General features: G+C 38.4%; 18 protein-coding genes, 1 tRNA gene and 1 pseudogene. 6 read left to right on the top strand and 14 right to left on the bottom strand.

All coding sequences use genetic code 11. From position 1 onward, the window contains the following. Positions 1 to 15: 15 nt before the first annotated feature. The 3 genes from NCWK1_RS01440 to NCWK1_RS01430 form a co-directional block, all read right to left on the bottom strand. Positions 16 to 1,164 (bottom strand): amino acid ABC transporter permease, encoded by a 1,149-nt coding sequence (locus NCWK1_RS01440; protein WP_103123455.1) that lies wholly within the window; start codon positions 1,162 to 1,164, stop codon positions 16 to 18. A gap of 19 nt (positions 1,165 to 1,183) precedes the next feature. After that, positions 1,184 to 2,110, bottom strand: coding sequence for an amino acid ABC transporter permease (locus tag NCWK1_RS01435; protein ID WP_103123454.1), 927 nt, complete (start codon positions 2,108 to 2,110; stop codon positions 1,184 to 1,186). 88 nt (positions 2,111 to 2,198) lie between these two features. Then, positions 2,199 to 3,278 carry an amino acid ABC transporter substrate-binding protein gene (locus tag NCWK1_RS01430; RefSeq protein WP_103123453.1) on the bottom strand — a complete coding sequence of 360 codons (1,080 nt, stop codon included), beginning with the start codon at positions 3,276 to 3,278 and terminating at the stop codon, positions 2,199 to 2,201. A 431-nt stretch (positions 3,279 to 3,709) separates the two neighbouring features. On the opposite strand from NCWK1_RS01430, the gene NCWK1_RS01425 reads away from it, so the two are divergent. Continuing rightward, positions 3,710 to 4,267, top strand: a complete 558-nt coding sequence (locus tag NCWK1_RS01425) for a type III secretion system chaperone family protein (protein ID WP_096582014.1) — start codon at positions 3,710 to 3,712, stop codon at positions 4,265 to 4,267. Positions 4,268 to 4,344: 77 nt separating this feature from the next. After that, positions 4,345 to 4,989 (top strand): DUF3318 domain-containing protein, encoded by a 645-nt coding sequence (locus NCWK1_RS01420; RefSeq protein ID WP_096582016.1) that lies wholly within the window; start codon positions 4,345 to 4,347, stop codon positions 4,987 to 4,989. 50 nt (positions 4,990 to 5,039) lie between these two features. Here NCWK1_RS01420 and NCWK1_RS01415 read toward each other — a convergent pair whose 3' ends face one another. After that, entirely contained in the window at positions 5,040 to 6,527 is a 1,488-nt protein-coding gene (locus NCWK1_RS01415; RefSeq protein ID WP_103123452.1) for an esterase-like activity of phytase family protein, read from the bottom strand. Positions 6,528 to 6,693: 166 nt separating this feature from the next. Then, positions 6,694 to 7,494: a 7-carboxy-7-deazaguanine synthase QueE gene (locus tag NCWK1_RS01410; RefSeq protein WP_103123451.1), complete on the bottom strand. Its 801-nt coding sequence runs from the start codon at positions 7,492 to 7,494 to the stop codon at positions 6,694 to 6,696. A gap of 195 nt (positions 7,495 to 7,689) precedes the next feature. Between NCWK1_RS01410 and NCWK1_RS01405 the strand changes: the two genes are divergently transcribed. Then, entirely contained in the window at positions 7,690 to 8,739 is a 1,050-nt protein-coding gene (locus NCWK1_RS01405; protein ID WP_103123450.1) for an anti-sigma factor antagonist, read from the top strand. A gap of 100 nt (positions 8,740 to 8,839) precedes the next feature. On the opposite strand, the gene NCWK1_RS01400 is transcribed toward NCWK1_RS01405, so the two are convergent. From NCWK1_RS01400 to NCWK1_RS01380, 6 genes and pseudogenes are all read right to left on the bottom strand, one after another. After that, complete coding sequence (locus NCWK1_RS01400) at positions 8,840 to 9,088, bottom strand: hypothetical protein (RefSeq protein WP_103123449.1); 249 nt, start codon at positions 9,086 to 9,088, stop codon at positions 8,840 to 8,842. A gap of 35 nt (positions 9,089 to 9,123) precedes the next feature. Then, positions 9,124 to 9,369 carry an HNH endonuclease gene (locus tag NCWK1_RS01395; RefSeq protein ID WP_103123448.1) on the bottom strand — a complete coding sequence of 82 codons (246 nt, stop codon included), beginning with the start codon at positions 9,367 to 9,369 and terminating at the stop codon, positions 9,124 to 9,126. Then, positions 9,366 to 9,443, bottom strand: a pseudogene (locus tag NCWK1_RS30355) (hypothetical protein); the annotation flags it as partial. The gene NCWK1_RS01395 and the pseudogene NCWK1_RS30355, both read right to left, overlap by 4 nt. 86 nt (positions 9,444 to 9,529) lie before the next feature. Beyond that, complete coding sequence (locus tag NCWK1_RS30350; protein WP_281259075.1) at positions 9,530 to 9,712, bottom strand: KGK domain-containing protein; 183 nt, start codon at positions 9,710 to 9,712, stop codon at positions 9,530 to 9,532. Between the two features lie 82 nt (positions 9,713 to 9,794). After that, positions 9,795 to 10,223: a KGK domain-containing protein gene (locus tag NCWK1_RS01385; RefSeq protein WP_103123447.1), complete on the bottom strand. Its 429-nt coding sequence runs from the start codon at positions 10,221 to 10,223 to the stop codon at positions 9,795 to 9,797. A 123-nt stretch (positions 10,224 to 10,346) separates the two neighbouring features. Then, entirely contained in the window at positions 10,347 to 12,806 is a 2,460-nt protein-coding gene (locus NCWK1_RS01380) for a dynamin-like GTPase family protein (protein WP_103123446.1), read from the bottom strand. A 670-nt stretch (positions 12,807 to 13,476) separates the two neighbouring features. Between NCWK1_RS01380 and NCWK1_RS01375 the strand changes: the two genes are divergently transcribed. Further along, positions 13,477 to 15,780 carry a glycoside hydrolase family 65 protein gene (locus NCWK1_RS01375; protein WP_103123445.1) on the top strand — a complete coding sequence of 768 codons (2,304 nt, stop codon included), beginning with the start codon at positions 13,477 to 13,479 and terminating at the stop codon, positions 15,778 to 15,780. Between the two features lie 87 nt (positions 15,781 to 15,867). Here NCWK1_RS01375 and NCWK1_RS01370 read toward each other — a convergent pair whose 3' ends face one another. From NCWK1_RS01370 to NCWK1_RS01360, 3 genes are all read right to left on the bottom strand, one after another. Further along, positions 15,868 to 16,998 (bottom strand): mechanosensitive ion channel family protein, encoded by a 1,131-nt coding sequence (locus NCWK1_RS01370; protein ID WP_103123444.1) that lies wholly within the window; start codon positions 16,996 to 16,998, stop codon positions 15,868 to 15,870. A gap of 5 nt (positions 16,999 to 17,003) precedes the next feature. Continuing rightward, positions 17,004 to 18,101: a mechanosensitive ion channel family protein gene (locus tag NCWK1_RS01365; protein ID WP_096582037.1), complete on the bottom strand. Its 1,098-nt coding sequence runs from the start codon at positions 18,099 to 18,101 to the stop codon at positions 17,004 to 17,006. Between the two features lie 1,157 nt (positions 18,102 to 19,258). Further along, a tRNA-Arg gene (locus tag NCWK1_RS01360) sits at positions 19,259 to 19,331 on the bottom strand. Positions 19,332 to 19,666: 335 nt separating this feature from the next. On the opposite strand from NCWK1_RS01360, the gene NCWK1_RS01355 reads away from it, so the two are divergent. Together NCWK1_RS01355 and NCWK1_RS01350 are read left to right on the top strand one after the other, a co-directional pair. Continuing rightward, positions 19,667 to 20,326, top strand: a complete 660-nt coding sequence (locus tag NCWK1_RS01355; protein ID WP_096582039.1) for an Npun_F0813 family protein — start codon at positions 19,667 to 19,669, stop codon at positions 20,324 to 20,326. A 188-nt stretch (positions 20,327 to 20,514) separates the two neighbouring features. Next, positions 20,515 to 21,369, top strand: coding sequence for a hypothetical protein (locus NCWK1_RS01350; RefSeq protein WP_103123443.1), 855 nt, complete (start codon positions 20,515 to 20,517; stop codon positions 21,367 to 21,369). The last annotated feature ends 11 nt before the right edge of the window (positions 21,370 to 21,380 follow it).

The following is a 21,380-nucleotide window of genomic DNA, read 5'->3' as shown; positions in this document are numbered from 1 at the left end:
AATTTAGTTGCATAATTACTTGAACTGTCTCTCTAAACGCTGAGACACTAAAGACATTGAATAACAAAATATCCAATAAATTAATCCGATAAATAAATATACTTCTGCATAGCGTCCGAGAAATTGTGGCTGTGCTAATACGGAACGAGCAATGCCAGTTAATTCAACTAAACCTACTAAAGATAAGAGTGAAGTATCTTTAAACAAACCAATAAATTGACCAACAATTGCTGGAATAACGGCACGCAAAGCTTGAGGAAGCACAATTAATAACATCACTAAATAAGTTTTTAATCCTAATGCTTTGGCTGCTTCAATTTGACCACGGTGAATGGATTGCAGCCCACCACGAACGTTTTCTGCCATGTAAGCAGCGCTAAATAAAACTAATCCCGCAATTCCTCTAATTACTCTATCTAAACGCCAGTCTGTTGGTAGGAACAAAGGTAACATTACCTGAGCCAGAAATAAAACTCCAATCAGCGGTAATCCTCGTACGATTTCGATATATAAGATAGAAAACCAACGTAATATAGGCAGTTTACTCGTCCGCCCCAAAGCTAATAAAACTCCTATGGGGAAAGAAAGTATAATACTGACTAAAGCCATTAGTACAGTTAGTAATAAACCATTCCATAAATTTGTTGATACATATTGTAAGCTAAATCCTCCACCAATTAGCCACAGAATTATCGGGAAAGATAATACCCAGATTAGAGATAGCCAAGGAGATATTACTTGATTAAATGTTTTGCCAATCCAAGAACCTGTTAACAGTAAAAAGGCATTAAATAGTAACCAGATACGTGATGTTAAATCGAGTGGTAAAAAACTTAATAATAGACTGGTAATCAAAGCGAAAATAGCGAGTCTCAGCTTGGTAAACTGTTGTTTGTTAAAGAAAACTCCGCAACTTATAGATGATAAACTATTAGCGATCGCCAAAACAATCCAAGCTCGCCAATATAGGGTTTGCGGAAATCTCCCAACGAAGAATAAACGCAAATTAACTTGAATAACTGTCCATTGTGCTTTAGTCGTTACCCAAGTTATCACTCCCTGCAATGCCCAAAATAAAAATATTAAACAGACAATAGTTAGTAAGCTATTGTACCAAGTGTTAAATAAGTTTTTCCGCAGCCAAGTTAATTGATAATTCGTCATTTCTGATTTTTTACCCCTGTTATCTCTCTTTAATTTGCACGGTACGATTCAGCAAATTCATGATGATGGAGATAGTTAAGCTCAAGGTAAGATAAGTGAGCATAAGTAGTAACATTACTTCTACGGCTCTCCCTGTTTGGTTGAAGGTGGTAGAAGCGACGAAGTAAACATCTGGATAACCAATAGCGATCGCTAAACTGGAATTTTTCGTCAAATTTAGATACTGACTAGTTAATGGCGGAATAATTACCCGCAAAGCTTGGGGAAAAACCACCAGCCGCATCACTAATCCTGGTTTTAAGCCGAGCGATTGCGCTGCTTCCCATTGTCCTTTAGGTACTGATTGAATCCCACCTCGGACAACTTCTGCAATAAACGCACCTGTATAAAAAATCAATCCCAGCAGTAAAGCCGAAAACTCTGGAGAAAAATTAACCCAAGGTGTTTCTATGCCATTTTGACTGAAACTTATAAAACCCCAAAGAGACATTTTATTGTCTACTTTGGGAAAACTCAAAAAAACAGCAAAATACCAAAATAGTAATTGCAGTAGTAAAGGTGTATTACGGAAAATTTCCACATAAATTAAGCTGAGATGCCGTACTAACCAGTTATCAGATAAACGGGCTATTCCGGCGGTTATGCCAACAATTGTGGTGAAGAAAATGCCAGCGATCGCCACCCGCAAAGAGTTAACTAAACCCACACATAAAGCACGAGTATATGTATCAGTTGCTTTGTAAGCAATTGGCGTTTCCCCAATATCAAAAGATGCTTGCTGCTTGAGAAAATCAAATCCGAATTGAATACCTAATTGCTGTAAGTTACGGTTAAGGTTACTCCCAAGTATTGTTACTAAAATTGCTGCCACAAATATAGCAATCAATTGTGCTGTGATTTGCCAAAAGCGATAATCACGCGAAATGGAGGGTTTGGAATTGGTCATTGGTCATTTAATTGGCATGAGGAGACAAGGAGGATAAGGGAGGAGGTGTTTGTCAATAATTTAGAATTTCTATATGAAGTTTCATACTTCATCTAAATGGTGGGGAATAAAGCAATCCGCCTTTTGACCAGAGTTGATTTTGACCACGGGCAAGGTTGAGTTTGGTTTTAGGGCCAAGGTTGCGATCGTATACTTCGGCGTAATTACCAACATGTTTAACGATTCTGGCTGCAAAATCGTTGGTTAAACCTAGTCCTTCACCTAAGTTGCCTTCTGTGCCTAAAAAGCGTTTGATGTCAGGATCATTACTATTGGCAAATTGAGCCAAATTTTGGGAATTAATACCCAATTCTTCGGCTTTGACTAGAGAATAAACTACCCATTTGACAATATCACCCCACTTAGTGTCTCCTTTGGCAACTGCTGGTGCTAGAGGTTCTGAGGAGATAACTTCATCAAGAATTACGTTATCTTCCGGCTTGGGTAAGAGTGAACGTCGCGACACTAAAGCGGAACGGTCGGCGGTAATTCCATCACAACGTCCTTCAGCATAGGTTGCAAAGGTAATATTTACATCTTCAAAAACAACGGGTTTGTATGCTATTCCCCGTTTCCGCATTTGGTCTGCTAGGTTCTGTTCGGTAGTTGTACCAGTTTGCACGCAAATTGCTTTATTTTTTAATTCTGCTAAGGACTTAATGTTGCTGTTTTTGCGAACCATGATGGCTTGACCATCATAAAAGACGACAGGCGCAAATTCTAAACCAACAGAGGTATCACGGCTGAGTGTCCAAGTGGTGTTGCGACTGAGAATATCGACTTCTCCTGTTTGTAAGGCTGTAAATCGCTCTTTAGCATTGAGATTGCGAAATTCTACTGCATCTGGGTTATCAAACAAAGCAGCAGCTACACCTCGGCAAATATCTACATCGATCCCACTGTATTTACCGTCAGTTCCTACAAAACTAAATCCTGGTACTTCTCCACTAACGCCACAAATCAATTGACCACGGCTTTTAATAGTATCCCAACGATTTCGAGTTGCTTGGTTTGCGGAACTACTAGTAGGAGGATTAGCTGTATTTGTTGTTTGTCCTGATTCTCCACTACAAGCAGCGACAGTAAAAATTAAGGGCGCGATCGCGAGGATGAAAGCTGATTTCCGCATAAACTTCGTAAATATTAAACGCTGAAAAATGTGTTGACGACTACAATATTTTGGTAAAAAATCAGTCGATGTTTGTAATATAAAGCTTTTTGTAGATTTTTAAAATCGAGAGTCTCAGATGCCCGACTTGTGTAATAAGTCGGGCATCTGGTTTTTAACTAATAATTTAAGACGGCTATTTTTTAAAATAGGTTATTGCTGTTTTTAACTATTACTTAAATATTGATTCTTGAGATACAAAGATTGCTAGATATTTTGTCCTTATGAGTACTTCCTAAAACATGATTTTCCTATTTCATAGAATTTATGATGCAGAAACTTATTGCATAATTCTCAACAAGCAGAAGTAGCCACATCAACCTAAACATAGACCCCTAGCAGGTTACACTAGTTTTGGTGACAGCCGCTCCACCATTTCTTATGAGGCTTTTATGGGAGCAAATCTCGGACAGATTGCCGATTACTTAGACAAACTAGGTTGGGACTACCGCTTTGATGATGAAGAAGACCGAATTATCACAGGGGTGGAAGCTGATAACCTAGAAGATTTTCTCATAGTTGTTCAATTAGATGAGGAGGGAAAATTTTTCCGCATTTTTGCGCCTCAAGTTTTGGCAGGAGTACAAGACCATCCTCACAAAGCGGCAATTCTCCAGACAATGTTAGCCATTTCTTGGGAAACCAAAATGCTGCAATGGGAATATGACCCAGCTGATGGTGAAATCCGTGCCATTATTGAATTTCCTCTGGAAGACTCAATTTTGACAGAAAAGCAATTTCAACGCTGTTTAAGTGGGTTGATTCAGATTGTTGATGGCATAGCTATCCCTAGGTTGAAAGAAGTCATGGCTACAGGGGAAGATCCAGGGAATATCGAGATTGGCGAAAGAATGTTACTCAGTATTCAGGAAGAAGCACCCGGTTTACTAGAACTTTTGGAAAAGGCAATGGAAGCTAGAAAAAAGCGGGGGACTTTTCCAAGTGACTGAGGCGAATCACCACTTAAATAGCTATACTCCAAAGTGATACCCTCACTATATACTGAAATTTTCTAGGGCTGGATTTTATGACATCCTATGCAACCTCCTCTGCCAAAGCAGAAATGAGTGAACTCCGGCGATTAAAAGGCTTACTACCACCAGAATTACAAAGCTGGGTCACAGTTGAAGGCACAACTGAGGTCAATCCACCCCTGATCCGCAGCGAAGAAATTGGTAAAGACCAAGTAGAAATTCAAATTGACTTGGTGAAATGGGATGCTCTCGCAATGGATCAGCGTAATCTGCTGTTCTGGCATGAAGTTGCCCGCATTCAAATGGACACAATTCCCAAAGATGGTTGGGAAATGGCAGCATTAGCTATTGGTTTAGGCGGTGCTGTGGGTGAGTTGTGGGTACAAGATGGATTGTTGTTGGTGTTAGCTTTAGCGCTATGTGGCGTTTCTGGTTGGCGACTTTATCAAAAGAATAATGGCGAAAAGCAAATGCGAGAATTGCTGGATGCTGATGAAAAAGCGATCGCACTAGCAACTCGCTTTGGTTACAGTCTACCTAATGCCTACAAAAGTCTTGGTAGTGCTTTGAAAAGTTTAATTGATACTACTCCCAGCAAACGCCAACGGTCTCGTTATGAAGCACGACTTTCTGCCCTCAAACGTAGTGCCAACAAGGCAAAAGCTAAATCTCGCTCTCCAGAAGATAGCGAAATGTAGCCGCAGAGAATTATCTTGGGTGGGCAATACCCACCCAAACAAGAATTTATTTACTTTTGCATAGATTTAAACTGTCGCTTCACAAAGAAACTACTAGCAGCCATTAAAACTAGTGCAGCAGTTGTGGTTGGTTCTGGGACTCTTTGTGGTGGCACAAATCCAGCTAATTCCTGTGGACTGCCTTTAAAAGCGTAAACAAAAGTAGGAATTAGAGATTGTCCTGTGGGACAACCGCTGTCAATGGGGACTTGAGAGAAGTTAGTCCCATCTGTACAAACATCAAACTGCACATTATCACCATTTTGAGTGACGCTGAAGTCATTATCTGTACCTACTATTAAGGCGTAAGAACCATCAACAAGTTGCGGCCCGATCGCTAAACCTTCAAATTTTTCGGGAATGGGTTGTCCAGCATTTCTTAGAAATTCGGCAATATCCGCAAACAAAGTCTTACTAACAGGTGTAACTCCATCCGGTAAATTATTTGTACCTGTCAAGCTAATATCAGCCACATTGGTTGCACCAGTCAGGTCAATTTTGTAGATGCGTTTGCTGGCGACTGGTATTGCACCTGTGGGATCATCTACACCTATACCGCGATTATCTCGCTCCAGAATTAAAAATTCATTGTTGTTTAAGGCTGTAATGGAGCTAATACCAATATTTCGCCCTTGGGAATTAGCACCAAAAGTATTATCAGCTACACGGGCATTAATATCTGCCAAGCTTTCCAACTGATAGAGGTATTGAGCCGTACTATTACCAGTGTTGGTGTCAAATTCGACTATCCGTAAATTGCGGCTGCGCCGTCCATCTGGGGAACCTTCGTTAACTAACGGGTCTTGCAGCATAGCAAATAGTCTACTACCATCTGGGCTGAGGGTTACGCCTTCAAAGCCGCGATTGTCTTGGCGACCAGTGGAAATGGTTGGACGACCATCAACGTAGTTAATTGTGCCATCACTCTGTCTGGGGATCAAATTACTAGGGGTGTTAAATGCCCGAATAAAGGAACCCGTCTGGCTAAATTCGTATACAGAAGGGCCATATTCATCCGAAACGTAGAAATTCCCATTCGGTGCGATCGCAAATCCTTCTGGGTCAAAGCTGCGGCCAAGAACACTAGCATTTCCATTCAGTATTCCAGGATTTAAACCGTTAAAGTTTTGACCATTTTGGGTGAAGAGAATAGTGTCTAATAACTGGAAATTACTGATTGCACCTGTGTTTTGGTCAACATCTAAAGAAAATTTTTGTACCCTTGGGTTGTAGCTGATTACACCACCACCAGGGCCGCGGTCAGCTAGGCTGTAATACACATTGTTGTAGCGATCGTAGTACAAGTCAGAGAAAAACCCTAGGCGATTAGTGTTAGCACTATTGGTATTAGATGAAGATAAATCTGTACTATTCGCCGGAATTGTGATGCCATTAACCAGAGAAAGAGCGTGAGCCGTGGTTGCCGAGCCTGTAATACTAATTACGGCAGTTATCAGCGAAAGGCTGAATCCAGAAATCCAATGCTTTACCGAAATCATGTACATTTCCCAAAAGGACACAGTTTTTTCAGCTTTGGACTTCTAGATTAAAGAAAGATTAACGAAAAATTAAGGTAGTTAATGTCACATAGTTACTTAATAAATTACGGTGTTGATCCGGGAAAATCTTCATCAAAGTTTTACACTACGGAAAACTCAGCAATCTTTATAGTTGATTGAGCATTTTATGAGTTTGCGGCACAACCCGGACATGAGGCACAAACTTTTTCATCAACACTTGCCACATCAGCACTTGATCAGGATTTGGGGCAAGTATGGGTGTAGGAGTAAATTGTTCCGAAACGGGTAAAGGTGTGACAGGTTGTAAAAAGACAGGGATATTTGGATTGATATCTGCTATCAATAAAGCAGCTTGTTTTAACTCATCTGGATTTGTACTTTGCGAAATAATTATCTTGATAAAAACATCCACAGATGGGTTGTTGTGGCATAATTGGAGAAATTTTGCATGAGCTTGCCAATAAGTCTCACCGCTGACACTGGGTAGTTTCCAATCCATACCAACAGAGTCTAGGTAAGGCAAAATCATTGCCAGTTGATCTGGGCGATGTCCACCAGTTTCTAGGTATATAGGTAGACCAGTAAGCGATCGCACTTGGGGCAGAAATTCATGCAAAAAAGGGGCATGTAGAAGGGGTTCGCCGCCAGTTACGCTAATGCTATCGTGTAGCAACGGTAGATTTTGACGTTTAATCCATTCGAGTAATATGGTTAAGGGGACGGGATTAGAGTGAATTTCAAAGTCTCGTAATCCAGGTGATCGTTCTACCTTACAGGTAGTGGGTGCATTCCATGTGTGGGAGCTATCGCAAAAATGACAGCGCAAGTCACACAAAGCAAAGCGAATAAAAATTTGACGTGTCCCGACATTCAATCCTTCCCCTTGAATAGCAGAAAAGACCTCAATCAGACGCGCGGTAGGTTCAACTGTAATGTTAGCAGTCATGGGCTAGTGGCAAAGCGATCGCACTGTGGCGATACAAAAACAAGTACATTTTTTAGTTCTTGTTCTATTGTGAATCGTCCTTGGCAATCTCGGCGCTCACCCCAGATAACTAACAATCAGTCTTTATGCTTACCCTGTAAATGTGAGGTTAATTAATTTTCTAGGACACAATCATGTTTGGCAGATTAAATTTACATGGCAACGAAAGTGCAGAGCTTCATGACTAGCCAACCCACAGAGGTAAATTTCCCAGTTACTTCCCTAAATGAAACGGCGATAGTGCAGGTATCTCCGCGGTTAAGCGTGCTGGAAGCAGTCGGCTTTAAGCAAACCTGCCAAGACTTAACCCAAGCAAACCCATATCCCCAGAAAATCATTATTGATTTTCAGCAAACTATTTTTATGGATAGTAGTGGTTTAGGCGCTCTGGTCAGTAATTACAAAACTGCCCAAGAACAAGGAATTACGATAATTCTGCGGAATGTTACCCCTCAAGTAATGGCGGTGCTAACCCTGACAGGATTAGATCAAGTTTTTCCGATAGAGTCTAGTAGCGACGCAGCATTGATAGAAGCGAAAAGCGTCATAGAAGCGCCTAAAAATAGTTCTCGTAAACCAGAGCCACTTCCCACCACTCATCCCTCCATAGCCTCGTGGATGAAACGCTTGATAGATATAGTTGGCTCATTAGTAGGTTTAGTAATTACAGGAGTTTTATTAATTCCCATTGTGGTTGCTATTACCATCGATGATCCTGGCCCGATTTTATTTAGTCAAACCCGCTGTGGCTGGATGGGTAAACGGTTTAAGATTTGGAAATTTCGCTCTATGTGTGTAGATGCGGAAGCCAAAAAAGCTTTAGTGAAAAATCAAGTACAGGGTGCATTTTTCAAAAATGAAAACGACCCCAGAATTACCAAGGTAGGGCGATTTTTACGCCGCACCAGTTTAGATGAATTGCCACAATTTTGGAACGTTTTAAAAGGTGATATGAGTTTAGTAGGCACTAGACCACCAACACCTGATGAAGTTGAACGTTATGAAGTACCAGAGTGGCAACGTTTAGATGTAAAGCCAGGAATGACTGGAGAATGGCAAGTTAATGGGCGGTCTACAGTCCGCAGCTTTGAAGATGTCATTCGACTCGATTTGCAATATCAAAAAAATTGGAGTTTGCTGTACGATTTAAAGTTAATTTTTAAAACTGTTGCTATTTTATTTAATAGAAAAAGTGGCGCTGTTTAGAAAAAAAATAATTTTAAATTTGTCAGTAACTTTTTTACTCAGATACCCGAATTATTCAATAATTCGGGTATTTTGATTTAGGAATATTATACTTTAACCGTTAAACTTTTCCATTGTGGCGATCGCAGTGATACGGATAAAGCCATTCACACCGAAATAACCCAAGAGTATGCTTTTCTAAAAAAGAGCCTGCGTGATACCTACTTGATATGTTAATTCCAGCTTTCGTCTTAATTTCATATAGCTTAGGAAAGGCTGCGGCTAAAATTGCGATCGCCGCTAAAAAATAAAATACTGTGGTTCTAAGTTTAGCAAATCTACGGGAATTGCTGTTGACTTTTCGAGACATACAAATTAAAAACTAACAGCCTATTCTAGATTAGCCTAACTTTGAAAACGTCGTCGAAAACGCTGATCTGTTTTGTCTGATTTTACTTGATTACAAGTCAAGCAAAGAGTATGCAAATTGCTGATATCGTTTTGACCACCCTGCGCCAAAGGAATAATATGGTCAATAGTCAAATTAGTGTCTTCCGCCGTCTTACCACAGCTTTGACATTGATATTTATCACGTTGAAATACATATTGTCTTACTTCTGGTGGAATGCGAATACGTGGCGTTTTATTCATAAATTATCCTCGTGAATCAAGCGGCGTAAATCATCAAGAGGCGATTCTGGTTCTGCAATTTCTATTGCTACATCTTCTTCAACATAGAACTCAACAGTGAGTTTGAATTTAACTTTTCCTTTTTTCTAACATTGAGAACCTAGTCTTAGTATTTGGCAATCTATACCTTCTTGGTAAATTTCATACATGGTATTTCGACTCCGTAATTATCTAATTCTTCTTCCAAAGAATTCTTTGATGATTGAATAATAGCTTTTTTAAATCTGTCGATTTTATAAGTATTCTCCCCAATTTCTACAACATCATCATTATTACATTCTAGTGACTTATATAAATCTTTCATATCAACCTCTATTTTGCATAAACTAAGCAAAAATTTTGTCGTTAATTTCGATATTTTCATATTTGTAGGCTTCTTGAAGAATTCATGAATCTACTTCATCAATTTTGCGACGCAGATCATCAAGCGGCGATTCGGATTTTGTGATTTCTGGTATTTGTTCAATTTCTGCTTCATCAGCACAAAATTCTAAGATTATTTTGATTCTAAACTTTCCGTTTTGCCAGCCTTTGTTTGTACCAATTTTCAAAATTTGGCAATTAACATCTCCTTTATACCAATTTGGTTCAGTCAATTCATATTTATTTGTACCATCTGAATTTCTTCTTCCAGTTGCATAACGCACTTTTAAATTTAGTCCTTCCTCTTTTAATTTATCATTAATTATTCTTGAAAGATTTTGTGATAAAGCTGAATTTATAATTTGTTTAAATTTACCTAATTTACATAGCAAAGAGCCGAATTCTAAAACTTCATCATCGTTAGCTTCTTTTAGATAAGAGTTATATTCCATATATTTATTCTCTGAAAATATAATTATGAAACTACACAATTGAACAAAAACCAAAACATACATTATTTGTTGGGTTTCGCTATCGCTTAACCCAACCTACCAAAATCTAGCGGTTAATCAAGCCTACATTTGTGCCACACCATCTAATAAACCATCAGAAATTACCACACCATTACTAGCCGCAATCTTTTCAACCACATCTAATTCACTCAGATTAATCACTGGCAGTAAATAATCATATAATTGCATCGCCTGCAAACAACTATTAATTCCAGATACTGCGGCGTTATAACTCTCAATTTTTTGTTCTAAAGTACTGAGTAAGCGGCGATTATGCGAAATTTTCTCTTCTGCTTCGTGTTGTAAAGTCTGCTCTAAATAAACACGCGCCTGGGGATACTGTTGTAAAATTTCATCAGCTTGATTTTCCGCCATTGGAAGCAACTGCTTTTTCAGTATTTGATTGATAGTTTGGCGGAAAGATTTGCGAATTGTATGGGAAACTTTGGGTTCAAAATCTAACTTTAATAATTGCCTAATTGCTGGTTCAGCTTCTACCATACTTTCACTGTCATAACTTTGCGAAGTTTGCTGCAAAGTTTGACGAAACTGATAAATCGAAAAAGTACCTTCATCATAAAATCTAGGACTTTCTCGAACGAAGCGATCGCATTCTACACTCGCTGCACTAACTAAGGCTAATGATACCTGTTTTTCAATAGCTTTTATCTTTTGTTCAATCCCACCATCATTACCCAACAAGCGATATAACTGACGATAGTATTCTGTCTTCCGAATTGTTTCCATCAACCTTTGGAATAAATTCGCCACTAATTGTTCAGAGGAATTTACTAAAATATCTTCTAATTGATTTGATAAATAATAAAATGCCTCTACTAAAATCGCAATTAATGGTGCAGTTGCATTACGCAAATGACTGAGAGTAGCACGTCGATAAGCATCAGCTACAGAAAAAGTATCTAGCAATTCATCTAACCGTCTAATCATGCGTGATTGCAATTGGCGAAAGTCTGTTTCAAAAGCATCACAAGCCTGATTATTTATTTGGTTAACTTCTTCTATTAAATGCTGGTTAAACTCTTTACCTATTTGTTGTAGTTGTTGATTAAGCCGCTGTAATTCCTGCGACTTCATCGCTTCAATTTCTCGTGGTTGACTGTCTAAATCTCGATAATCTGACTGATAAGTTTTTTTCAACTTAATACAAATATCTTCTAAATCATCGGCGAGATTTTGAAACAGCAGCGGACGCTTTTCTTCTGTGAGGTAACGGGTAATTGCTGCCCGAAATTCCTCAATTCCACTATCAAGAATTAGCTGATTAATTAAAGGTATACCCTGCTGAGATAAAATCCGTAGATAATTTTCATTTGGCGTTTCAAAACCATTCAGAGAAATCCGAAAATTGGTATGAGAAAGCTTACCAGAAGTCACACAGTAATTATTAAATGCGTAAACAAATTGTGGTGTTTCTTCCTGTCCATTTAAACCTTTAACACTTTCGGCAAAAATAGAATCTAAGCCAAACCTATTCTGTAAACTTGTCTGTTTAATTTGACTGCCGTAAAAACCGAGTAAGCCACTAGTTTTATAAACTCTGCTGGTATCCCGAAACTGACTGCTAATTAAATCATCCAATCGCTGCCTTAATTGGGTATTGTACCAAGTTTCGTCAATGCGATTGAAGACATAAAAGACGCGATCGCGGATTCCTCCATTTCCCCGCATTGTTTCTAACATTGTCGTTTCTTCTTTGGTCATATCACCAGCCGATGCAGGTTTCAGTACACACACCACGGCTGATGTATCTGGATGTTGAATTTTACTATAGGTTAACTGTGCATCTTTCTCTACTGGTGCATCAATTCCTGGTGTATCAATAATAACGTTACCGTCTTCTAATAGAGGGTGGTTACAATAATATTCAATTCGCTTTAAAACCGCACTATTGCTTCCACGACGTGCATATCCCGCAGCTTCTTTCAAATTGGAAAAGTTAAATTTTTCCATTGAATATGTGGCATTATTAACTGTGTGAATATGCTCACAATTCTCGTCATATCCTGTTAGTAATAAAATTAATGCTTTAGCTTGTTTGGCTCGTTCAGATCTACTTTCACCACCTTCTTGCTGAATAATTACTTCACAGCCTTGATTTAGTAAATTACTGACTTCACTTTGATTGATATTCGCTGCTGTGACAAATCCTAGTTGTTGACACAAAAAACTTGCTTGTTCCCGAATTTCAGCTTCACTTAAAAATGTGAGAACTACTCTTTCTTGATCAACTTCTGCATACTCAATTTTGCATTCTGTACCTGTAGCATGTCCCTCAGCACTATAAAGTAATTCTCTCTCTAGTAGTGCATTAATTAGCATAGATTTACCTGCACTAAATGCACCTGCAAACACAATTTCAAATTTCGGAGATATTGCCTTGCCTAAAGAAGTTTGTGCTGGTGTGATATCTTGAGAACGTAAAGCAGGTTCTTGCTGTAAAAGTTGTAAAATTAATTCTACTTGCTCTTTTAAATTTGCACACTGAATAGGCAGATTTGTCATTTTAAATACCCCGAATATTACATATATATTAATAACGATTAAATCGGCAAAACCTCAGTAAATGTACGCTTAAGTAAATGATTTATGCTGGCTAACAGATAGCAAAATTTAATGCTAGGCATTTTAGATTAAGTTTTCTTGAGTTTTTGGTAAAAACTTATAGCTGTGGACACCGCCATCAAAGAGAAATCACTTTAACGCGGTGAACTTGCAGGTTTAAATTTTGGTGCTGTAATTCTATGAACAGACCAAGCATGAAGATATTGAACAGACTGCTTGCTAAAAAATGTATGACAGTGTTTAGACAAAAATGTAATGTCTAGACACCTTTATTTAGATATATAGATGTGTGTGATGTTAATTAGTTAACTACATACTATTAATTAATAATTAAACTTATTTACTAAAACAATTTATATTTACACTTTAAATAAATAAATGTATCAATTGATGTGGTGTCTTAATCTTTTGGCATAAATCTGAGCTATTAATAAAATCTAGCTAGAGAGGGATGAAATAAAGAACATTATTATATAATGAATGTCAATCTTTGCTGGTGAAACCAAATTCAAACATCTGCTTTGAAGAGAAGTAGCCAAATAATTTTACCTCCTAGAAATAGATTTCATCTTATTGACAACCACCATTGGAATTGTAGGTTTAATTACTCATGCTCGACGGCGAATCTCTTGGTAATTCGATAGATACTCAGCAACTGCTTGACGCTAATAACTGGAACGTTATTGAAACAAAATTTGAGCCAAAACAGCTACATCACAAAGAAACAGTTTTTACCCTCAGTAATGGCTATTTAGGAACGCGGGGAAGCTTTGAAGAAGGATATACACAAGATAGCGCAGCAACGCTAATTAATGGTGTTTATGATGATGTAAATATTGCTTATACAGAACTGGTTAACTGTCCTAACTGGTTGCCATTGGTGGTGACTGTGGCAGGCGATCGCTTTAGTATGGATTCTGGAGAGATTCTGCAATATGAGCGTCGGTTAGACTTGCGTTTAGGTTTGCTGAGTCGTGATGTGCGTTGGCGCAGTCCTCAAGGTCATACCCTAGATTTACATTTTGAGCGTTTTGCAGGTTTAGCAGATCAACATGTTTTGGCTATTCGTTGTCAAATCACATCTATTGATTTTACTGGGGAAATTACCGTCACAGCGGGATTTGATGCTGAACCAAGAACCGCAGGTGTTCCCCATTGGCAAACTGTACACCAAGGTGGGTTAGATCAAATAATTTGGCAGCAAAGCAAAACTCTGCACTCAGGCATTAACCTGGGGATGGCTGCTAAGTTGGTTGTCGATGGTGATGATCATGCACCTATTTTTGTCGAAAATGCTTCTGGTTCACCAGTCTTAATAACAACTCTAGAGTGTACGCCACACCAAACGGTGACAGTAGAAAAGATTGTTACTGTGTTTACTTCCAGAGAATGTAAGCTTCCCATAGCTTCAGCTTTATATAGACTAGCCGATGAACCAAGGTATAGTACCTTATTAGCAGCACACATTGCCGCTTGGGAAGAAGTTTGGCAAGACAGCGATATTGTGATTGAAGGCGATCGCCAAGCTCAGTTAACTGTCCGCTATAATCTTTTTCAAATCCTGGCTGTTGCACCCAGACACGATAACCGAGTCAGCATCCCACCAAAAACCCTCTCTGGTTTTGCCTATTCCGGCCACATCTTTTGGGATACGGAAATTTTCATTCTGCCTTTTCTCACCTTCACTCAACCAGCCTTAGCCCGTAACCTACTCACATACCGCTATCACACCTTACCAGGAGCAAGGCGTAAAGCCCAAGAAGCCGGCTATCAAGGGGCTATGTTTGCCTGGGAAAGTGCCACAACCGGTGATGAAGTCACGCCTCGTTGGGTTCCTGGCGCGAACGGCGAGTTAGTACGTATTTGGTGCGGTGACATTGAAGTACATATTACTGCTGATGTCGCCTATGCAGTTTGGCACTACTGGCAAATTACCGACGATGATGAATGGATGCGTGACTATGGCGCAGAAATTATTCTCGATACGGCAGTTTTCTGGGAAAGCCGCGTGGACTGGAACGAAGAACGCCACAGCTACGATATCTTAGATGTCATCGGCCCTGATGAAAACCACGATCGCGTCGATAATAACGCCTTTACCAACCTCATGGTACAGTGGCATTTACAATCTGCATTGGCGCTTTGGGACTGGTTCAAGCAAGCTTATCCTGAAAAATCTTCAGAGTTAGTGCAACAATTGAACTTAACTACAGAACGTCTGCATCGTTGGGCAGAAATTCAAGAACGCATATTTGTTAACCAAGATGAAACAACAGGTTTAATCGAGCAATTTGAAGGCTTTTTTGAACTAGAAGATGTTAACCTCGCTGACTACGAACCTCGTACCAAATCTCTGCAAGGTCTGTTAGGAATTGAAGCCACCAGCCAAAAACAAATTCTCAAGCAGCCGGATGTGTTGATGCTGTTGTACTTGCTGCGTCAGCGCTACGACCATAAAACCCTGGCTAGTAACTGGGAATATTACAGCCAACGCACCGACCACACCTACGGTTCTTCCCTAGGCCCGGCAATTCATGCCATTTTAGCTTGTGACTTAAATCAACCAACTGAAGCCTACACTCACTTTTTACGGGCGGCATTAGTAGACTTGGAAGATGTCAGACGCAATGCAGCAGAAGGCATTCACGCCGCTAGTGCGGGAGGAGTTTGGCAGTCTGTAGTCTATGGCTTTGGCGGTGTGCGGATGACGCAATTTGGCCCTGTAGCTTGCCCCAACCTACCTCCTACCTGGACTCGCCTCCAGTTTCGCTTAAAATGGCGTAATGAGTGGTATGACTTCGACTTGCGCCAAGAAACCACGATGGTTATAGGTACGCCAGAAGTTAGTGTTCCTGCTTGGGCAAATACTATTGAGTTAGATAGCGTATTAACTGAAATTTCTGCGTTGCAATAGTTACAGAACTTAACTATTGCAGAGCAACTCCTATGCGGAGCAAGCACCACAGAGAAACACAGATAAATTATCTGTGTTTCTCTGTAATTAAATAGTCACAGGTGATTCAACATAAATAGTCGGCTCTTGCAGCTTGAATTCAATACCATGATTAAATAGCTTTTTAGAGATTTTTTCATTAGCCAACTCTAACAGCCGTTTACGCAATTGTAGAGAATTTTCACTAGAACCCAAAATAAAAAATGTTACTCTTGTGCGCGTGAACTGCTGCTCATCTTGATGATTTAAAAAAGTAATACTAGTACTTCCTGGGTCAATCCCAAACAGAGAATTAGTACTCTCAACAATTACCTGTTGTACTAAAGCTTGTTCTTTTTCTTGCAGGATATGTAAAAAATCGAGGTAAAGTAATACCATCACTTTTTTACCACGAGTAATATTTTCAATTTCTAAGTTTGCCAATATGGAATTAGGAATAATAAATAATGTACTCTTAGCCGCAGTACGTATCTTGCTTGATCTAATTCCAATTGACTCTACTCTGCCAAACAAACCTTCAGGAATTTGGTTAGATTTTTGTAAACGAATATATTCCCCTGGCACAAAGGGTCTATCCAAATATAAAACAATAGTTCCGAGTAACTGTTCTAAGGTTTTTTGGGCAGCAAAAGCCACAGCTAAACCACCAATTCCTAAGCCAGTTAATAAACCAATTAAATTAAATTGTTGACTTTGGGCAAAAGCTAAAACAGCAATAAATCCAATAATGACATTTGCCAAAGTTTCAAATACTAAAAGTAATTCATCGACTTCACGACCAAATTTTCTGACTATTTCAATCCCATAAGAACGAAGAAATTGGCGAAAGAGGCGAGAAGATAGCCATGCAATGCTAATAATTACAGATAAATCAACAATTGGAGATAATAAATTATAGATTGAGTGATAATCTTCGATCCATGCTAAAGATAATGAAATTAAAATTAAAGTCCCAGCAATTCTAAATAAGTTCCTTAAAGGTTCGACCAGATTATTATAAATGCTGGCTACTTGTTGGGGTGCAAACCTTTGAGTAATGATTCTGACGAATGTTGGAGTATATCTTCCTGCCAACAAAGACAGAAAAATAAGCCCTAGAAATATGCCAAACTTAGATAAGACTAATATTGTGGTTTCACGCTGAAACAAGCTCAAAATAAATTGGTAAATATTTATCATTATCTCTAAATCGTAATCGGTGAGTCTACATAAATTGTTGGTTCTTCTATATCGAAAGCAATACCATACTCTTTCAAACACTGAGTCATAGTTTGAGTAGCTAAATCTAAAAGCTGACGGCGTAATTCCATTGAAACATCACCAGAACCCAAAATAAAGAAAGTGACTTGTGCTTGAGTTTTGTCTAGTTCTCCTGAATGATTAACATTCTTAAATGTTACTTCTGTATTCCGTGAATCAATACCAAAAATATCATTAGTACTATCGAGAATTACTTGACGAATTAAGGCGCGTTCTTCACTGCTAATCGCTCGATAGAATGTCAAATAAAGTATAGACATGACTTTCTTCGCACCAGTGAAGTTCTCAATATTCAATTGAGTCAAAGCACTATTAGGAACTATCATCACAGTACCTTTACCAGAAGTTCTAATGCGTGTGGATCTTAATCCGATAGATTCAACTCTGCCAAAAGTACCATCGGGTAGTCCTATATAATCATCAATTACAAATGGCCGGTCAAGATAAAGAACAATACCACCAAGAATTTGTTCTAAAGTTTTTTGCGCCGCAAAGGCTACTGCTAAACCACCAATTCCTAAACTTGCTAATAACCCTAATATATTAATTTTATGCGTTTGAGCATAAATTAGAATTGCTGTCACAATAATGCTAATATTAACTACCCATCTTAAAAGAATGAGTAACTCACTACTGATTTTTTGCCCACTCTTAAATGCAGCATTTAGTAAATAAAAATCAAAGAAGTTTTTAAATATCTGTGCTGCTAACCAACTTCCGGCGATCGCTAAACTTAAACTAACAATAATTTCTAATGAGTTTGTCCAATAGTTATTCGGCATTAATAACGCAACAATCTCAATAAATCCGATTAAACTTACAACAATTAATAAACTTTTATTCGGTTTAAATAGCTTTTGACATATATCATCAATCTGGATAAAGTTTAACTTAATCAGAAATAATTTTATTAAGGATAAACTTGACAGAGTTACAAATAATATAAAAATACCGAACCCCAAACCAAATAAGCCAATTTGTATTTCTTTATCTTTCATAATTTCTGGTAATAAAAGCATCATATTTCCAATAAATAAGTTACCAATAACTCAAATAATTTTAAAATTTGAGGCTGACTATTGTAGTGGCACAAGGCCTAAAGTTAATTAGACCTTGTTCATTATTAAATTACCTGTTCTAGTAGTCTTGTTATTCATTTGTGTGTTGGTAAAATGCTAACCACAAATAAATACTCGATAGATAGGCTACCGCTAAGATGCAGACAGTCCGAATAAACTGAAAGTCATTCATAATATTTAATTTCGGGGTAAATGTGTGCAAATAGTTTACAAATATAAATTTGTAAACTTTGAAATTAGCATCCAAATAGCAGGATGCCGTTAAAACGAATTAAAATTCAGAAGCTTGAATCAAGCACAATGAGCTAAGTCATTAATCTTGATAAAATGACCAGATAGATGCAAAAAATTTTCCTCAACTCTGTTGAGGTAGACGGCTAAATAATGATGAATTACACTTGCCTTATATTTGACTAGCTTTTCACCCAAGCTTTGCTTGCGCTGCTAACCCTAAACTACTGTAGATTCAGTAGAAATGACTGGTCTACCAGCGTTTTTTAGCCTATGATATGCAGGCGAATATCGCTACAATTTTTGTTTGCACTCATTTTATAATAAAGTAGAGAATAATTACCAAATATTTTTTTGTTTCAAAAATATTTTATTTATAAAATTAAAATCGATTGCCAGACTTATATATTCTTAGTAATTTAAGTTTAGGGAAAGGATTTATGAAAATAATGATAGTTATTGGATATTTATACTAAAAAACCCTTTATTTTCTCTAAATTTAATATTAGTAATTTATGATACTTAGCTTATTAATAGTCTCTAAAAATTTTATTTATATGTTATTTCTTTTTGTAAAGATATACTTAGAATTGAGACAAATGTAATTTAAACAGGATTATATTCAGCAATTTTACTTTAAATTTTAGTCATTTAAAGGTAAATAAAATAACGCTAACAATGGTTACTTCAATTTGCTAAATTCTCTGCACAGCCAAGGTTAAGAACAACCTAGTGCCTCAATATTGAATAAATTATGCGTAGCAGATAAAGAAATAAGGAAATCTTACGAATCACCTTACCTAGATATACTCCACACACTTAAGTGTTAATGTTATGACTTGGCTTAAGATTTTTTCTTTAACTTAAAACGAGCGCGGCAGGGTTCGAACCTGCGGCCGATTGCTTAGAAGGCAATTGCTCTATCCACTGAGCTACGCGCCCAACATAAAATTATGGCTCTGAAAAGAGTCATCTATACAATTATATCGTTATCGCCAGCAATAAGCAATCAAAAATTGCAGATTTGCTATGGCAAGGCTAAGATGCTAGTCGAACAAAGCAAATCAATCATTGATTAGCTATATTGGGTGGTCGAGGCTGGTTATTTGCATTTTAGTGGAGATATCCTTTGGGTAGCTTACACTAAGGTGGCTAAAGAGCGATCGCACAGCTTACCCCAAAAATATGCTAAGTAATCGCACTCTTGGCGATGTTACTAAATCAGATTATAGATCGCATATCCACAAAGCCCCTGTGAGGAGTTATTTGCTAGTGCCATGTTTATTCTCAAACGGCAGGATGTTGAAATATCGAGCATTCAGCACCCAAAAAGGGATCAGCAAGTGCCGATCCTCCATTATCAGGGGCAAACCTTTCGGCTGATTAGTTTATTTAAAGCTAATCAAGAAGAAGAAGCTCGCGCCTTGTGGAGAGATTTGACAGATAATCGCGGCAAAGCTTGTGTCTTGTTAGAAGAACCAGATCGTTTTAGCATCTGGGGTAAAATCCGCTTAGAACAGCTAGATGGTGATACTGGTGGTCATAACAAAACAGGAATACTCATCCAAGCCAGTATTTTGCTGCTGCAAGCTGTTCATTTGGATATTGAAGAGTTTTTAGGCGCTAAACAACTAACATTATTTGAAAAAGATCTGGGCGAAGTTTTGCGACAGCAGAAATTTCCCGAAACTTCTTCCCCCGAATCAGTTAAACACTTAGTGACAATAGATCCCCTAGAAGGAACGAAACTTCCTGCTTGGCAAGAAAATCATGTAACAACTTTTTTACAAGAACTGCACAAGCTAGGGAAAACCTATTTTGGTAATGCCAATTTTGCCAACAAAGTAGCAGATAGGTTACAGGATATGGCAGATGGCGAGCGATCGCTATTTATCTCTTGGTTAAACCAATCTTCACTGAGTAAACTCTGGCAATAGCATGAAAAAGTATGAATTATGAAGGATAAAGTCTGAAACCTCTATAGTACTTTATCCTTCAGACTTCAGACTAGCCTTCTCCCAAAGGGAGACCTACGCGTAGCTTGCTTCCCCGTAGGGGTACTGCAAGCCGCTAAAAGCGTCTACAAACTTCAAACTTCCCGCGTGCATATACATAGTCAATTCTTATGAGTAGCTCATACAACAATAATTCTCTAAGTTCTAAATCCATCTTCAGTAATCGCAATATTATTTTGGCCGGGATTGCCTGGGCTGTAGCTGCACTATTATATTTTTTGCTATTTAGTGCTAAAATTCCAGGAGCCAACGGCGTAGAAAGTCGTGCCGAATGGTATGTGATTGGCACAAATATTTTTGAAGCGTTAGCTTACTTGGGTGCTGGTATTTTATGCTTAAGGAATTGGCGTAGCCCCCAAATCGTCAGCAGTCGAAATGTGTGGTTGGCAATTGCCATTGGTATGCTTTCTTATTTCCTGGGAGGGATATTTTTTGGCTATACAGAAATAATTTTAAAAGAAGAACCAGATGTATCGATTGGCGATGTGTTTTTTGTATTGACTTATATTTCCCTGGGCGTAGGCATGATTTTAGCTGTGGCATCAAGACGCATTAATCTCGAAAAATGGCAATGGCTGATTGTATCAGCAATAGGAGTGTTCGGCAGTTTGGTGGCATGGTGGATTTCGATGCAACAAACAACACCAACAGAATTACTCGCTGCGATTTTGAATTGGTTTTATGTAGTTAGTGATGTAGTGCTGCTGATTATTGCTACAACCTTACTCTTAGCTTTTTGGGGAGGACGGGTGGCTCAATCTTGGCGAATGATTGCAGCGGCGGCCTTTTCGCTTTACATTGCAGATATGTGGTTTAAATTCGCTCAAGGGCCTAGTTACCAAAGTGGAGACATATTAGAAGTGTTTTGGGTATTTAGTGGAGTGTTATTCGGTATGGGCGCAGTCCTAGAACATGACGCATCATTGAGCCGGACTCGCCGGGAGCGTGGACGTAAACGAGCATAGATTTGGTGTCT

This window comes from Nostoc cycadae WK-1 (assembly GCF_002897135.1).
Classification (GTDB): domain Bacteria; phylum Cyanobacteriota; class Cyanobacteriia; order Cyanobacteriales; family Nostocaceae; genus Nostoc_B.
This window is presented reverse-complemented; position numbering and strand designations above follow the sequence as displayed.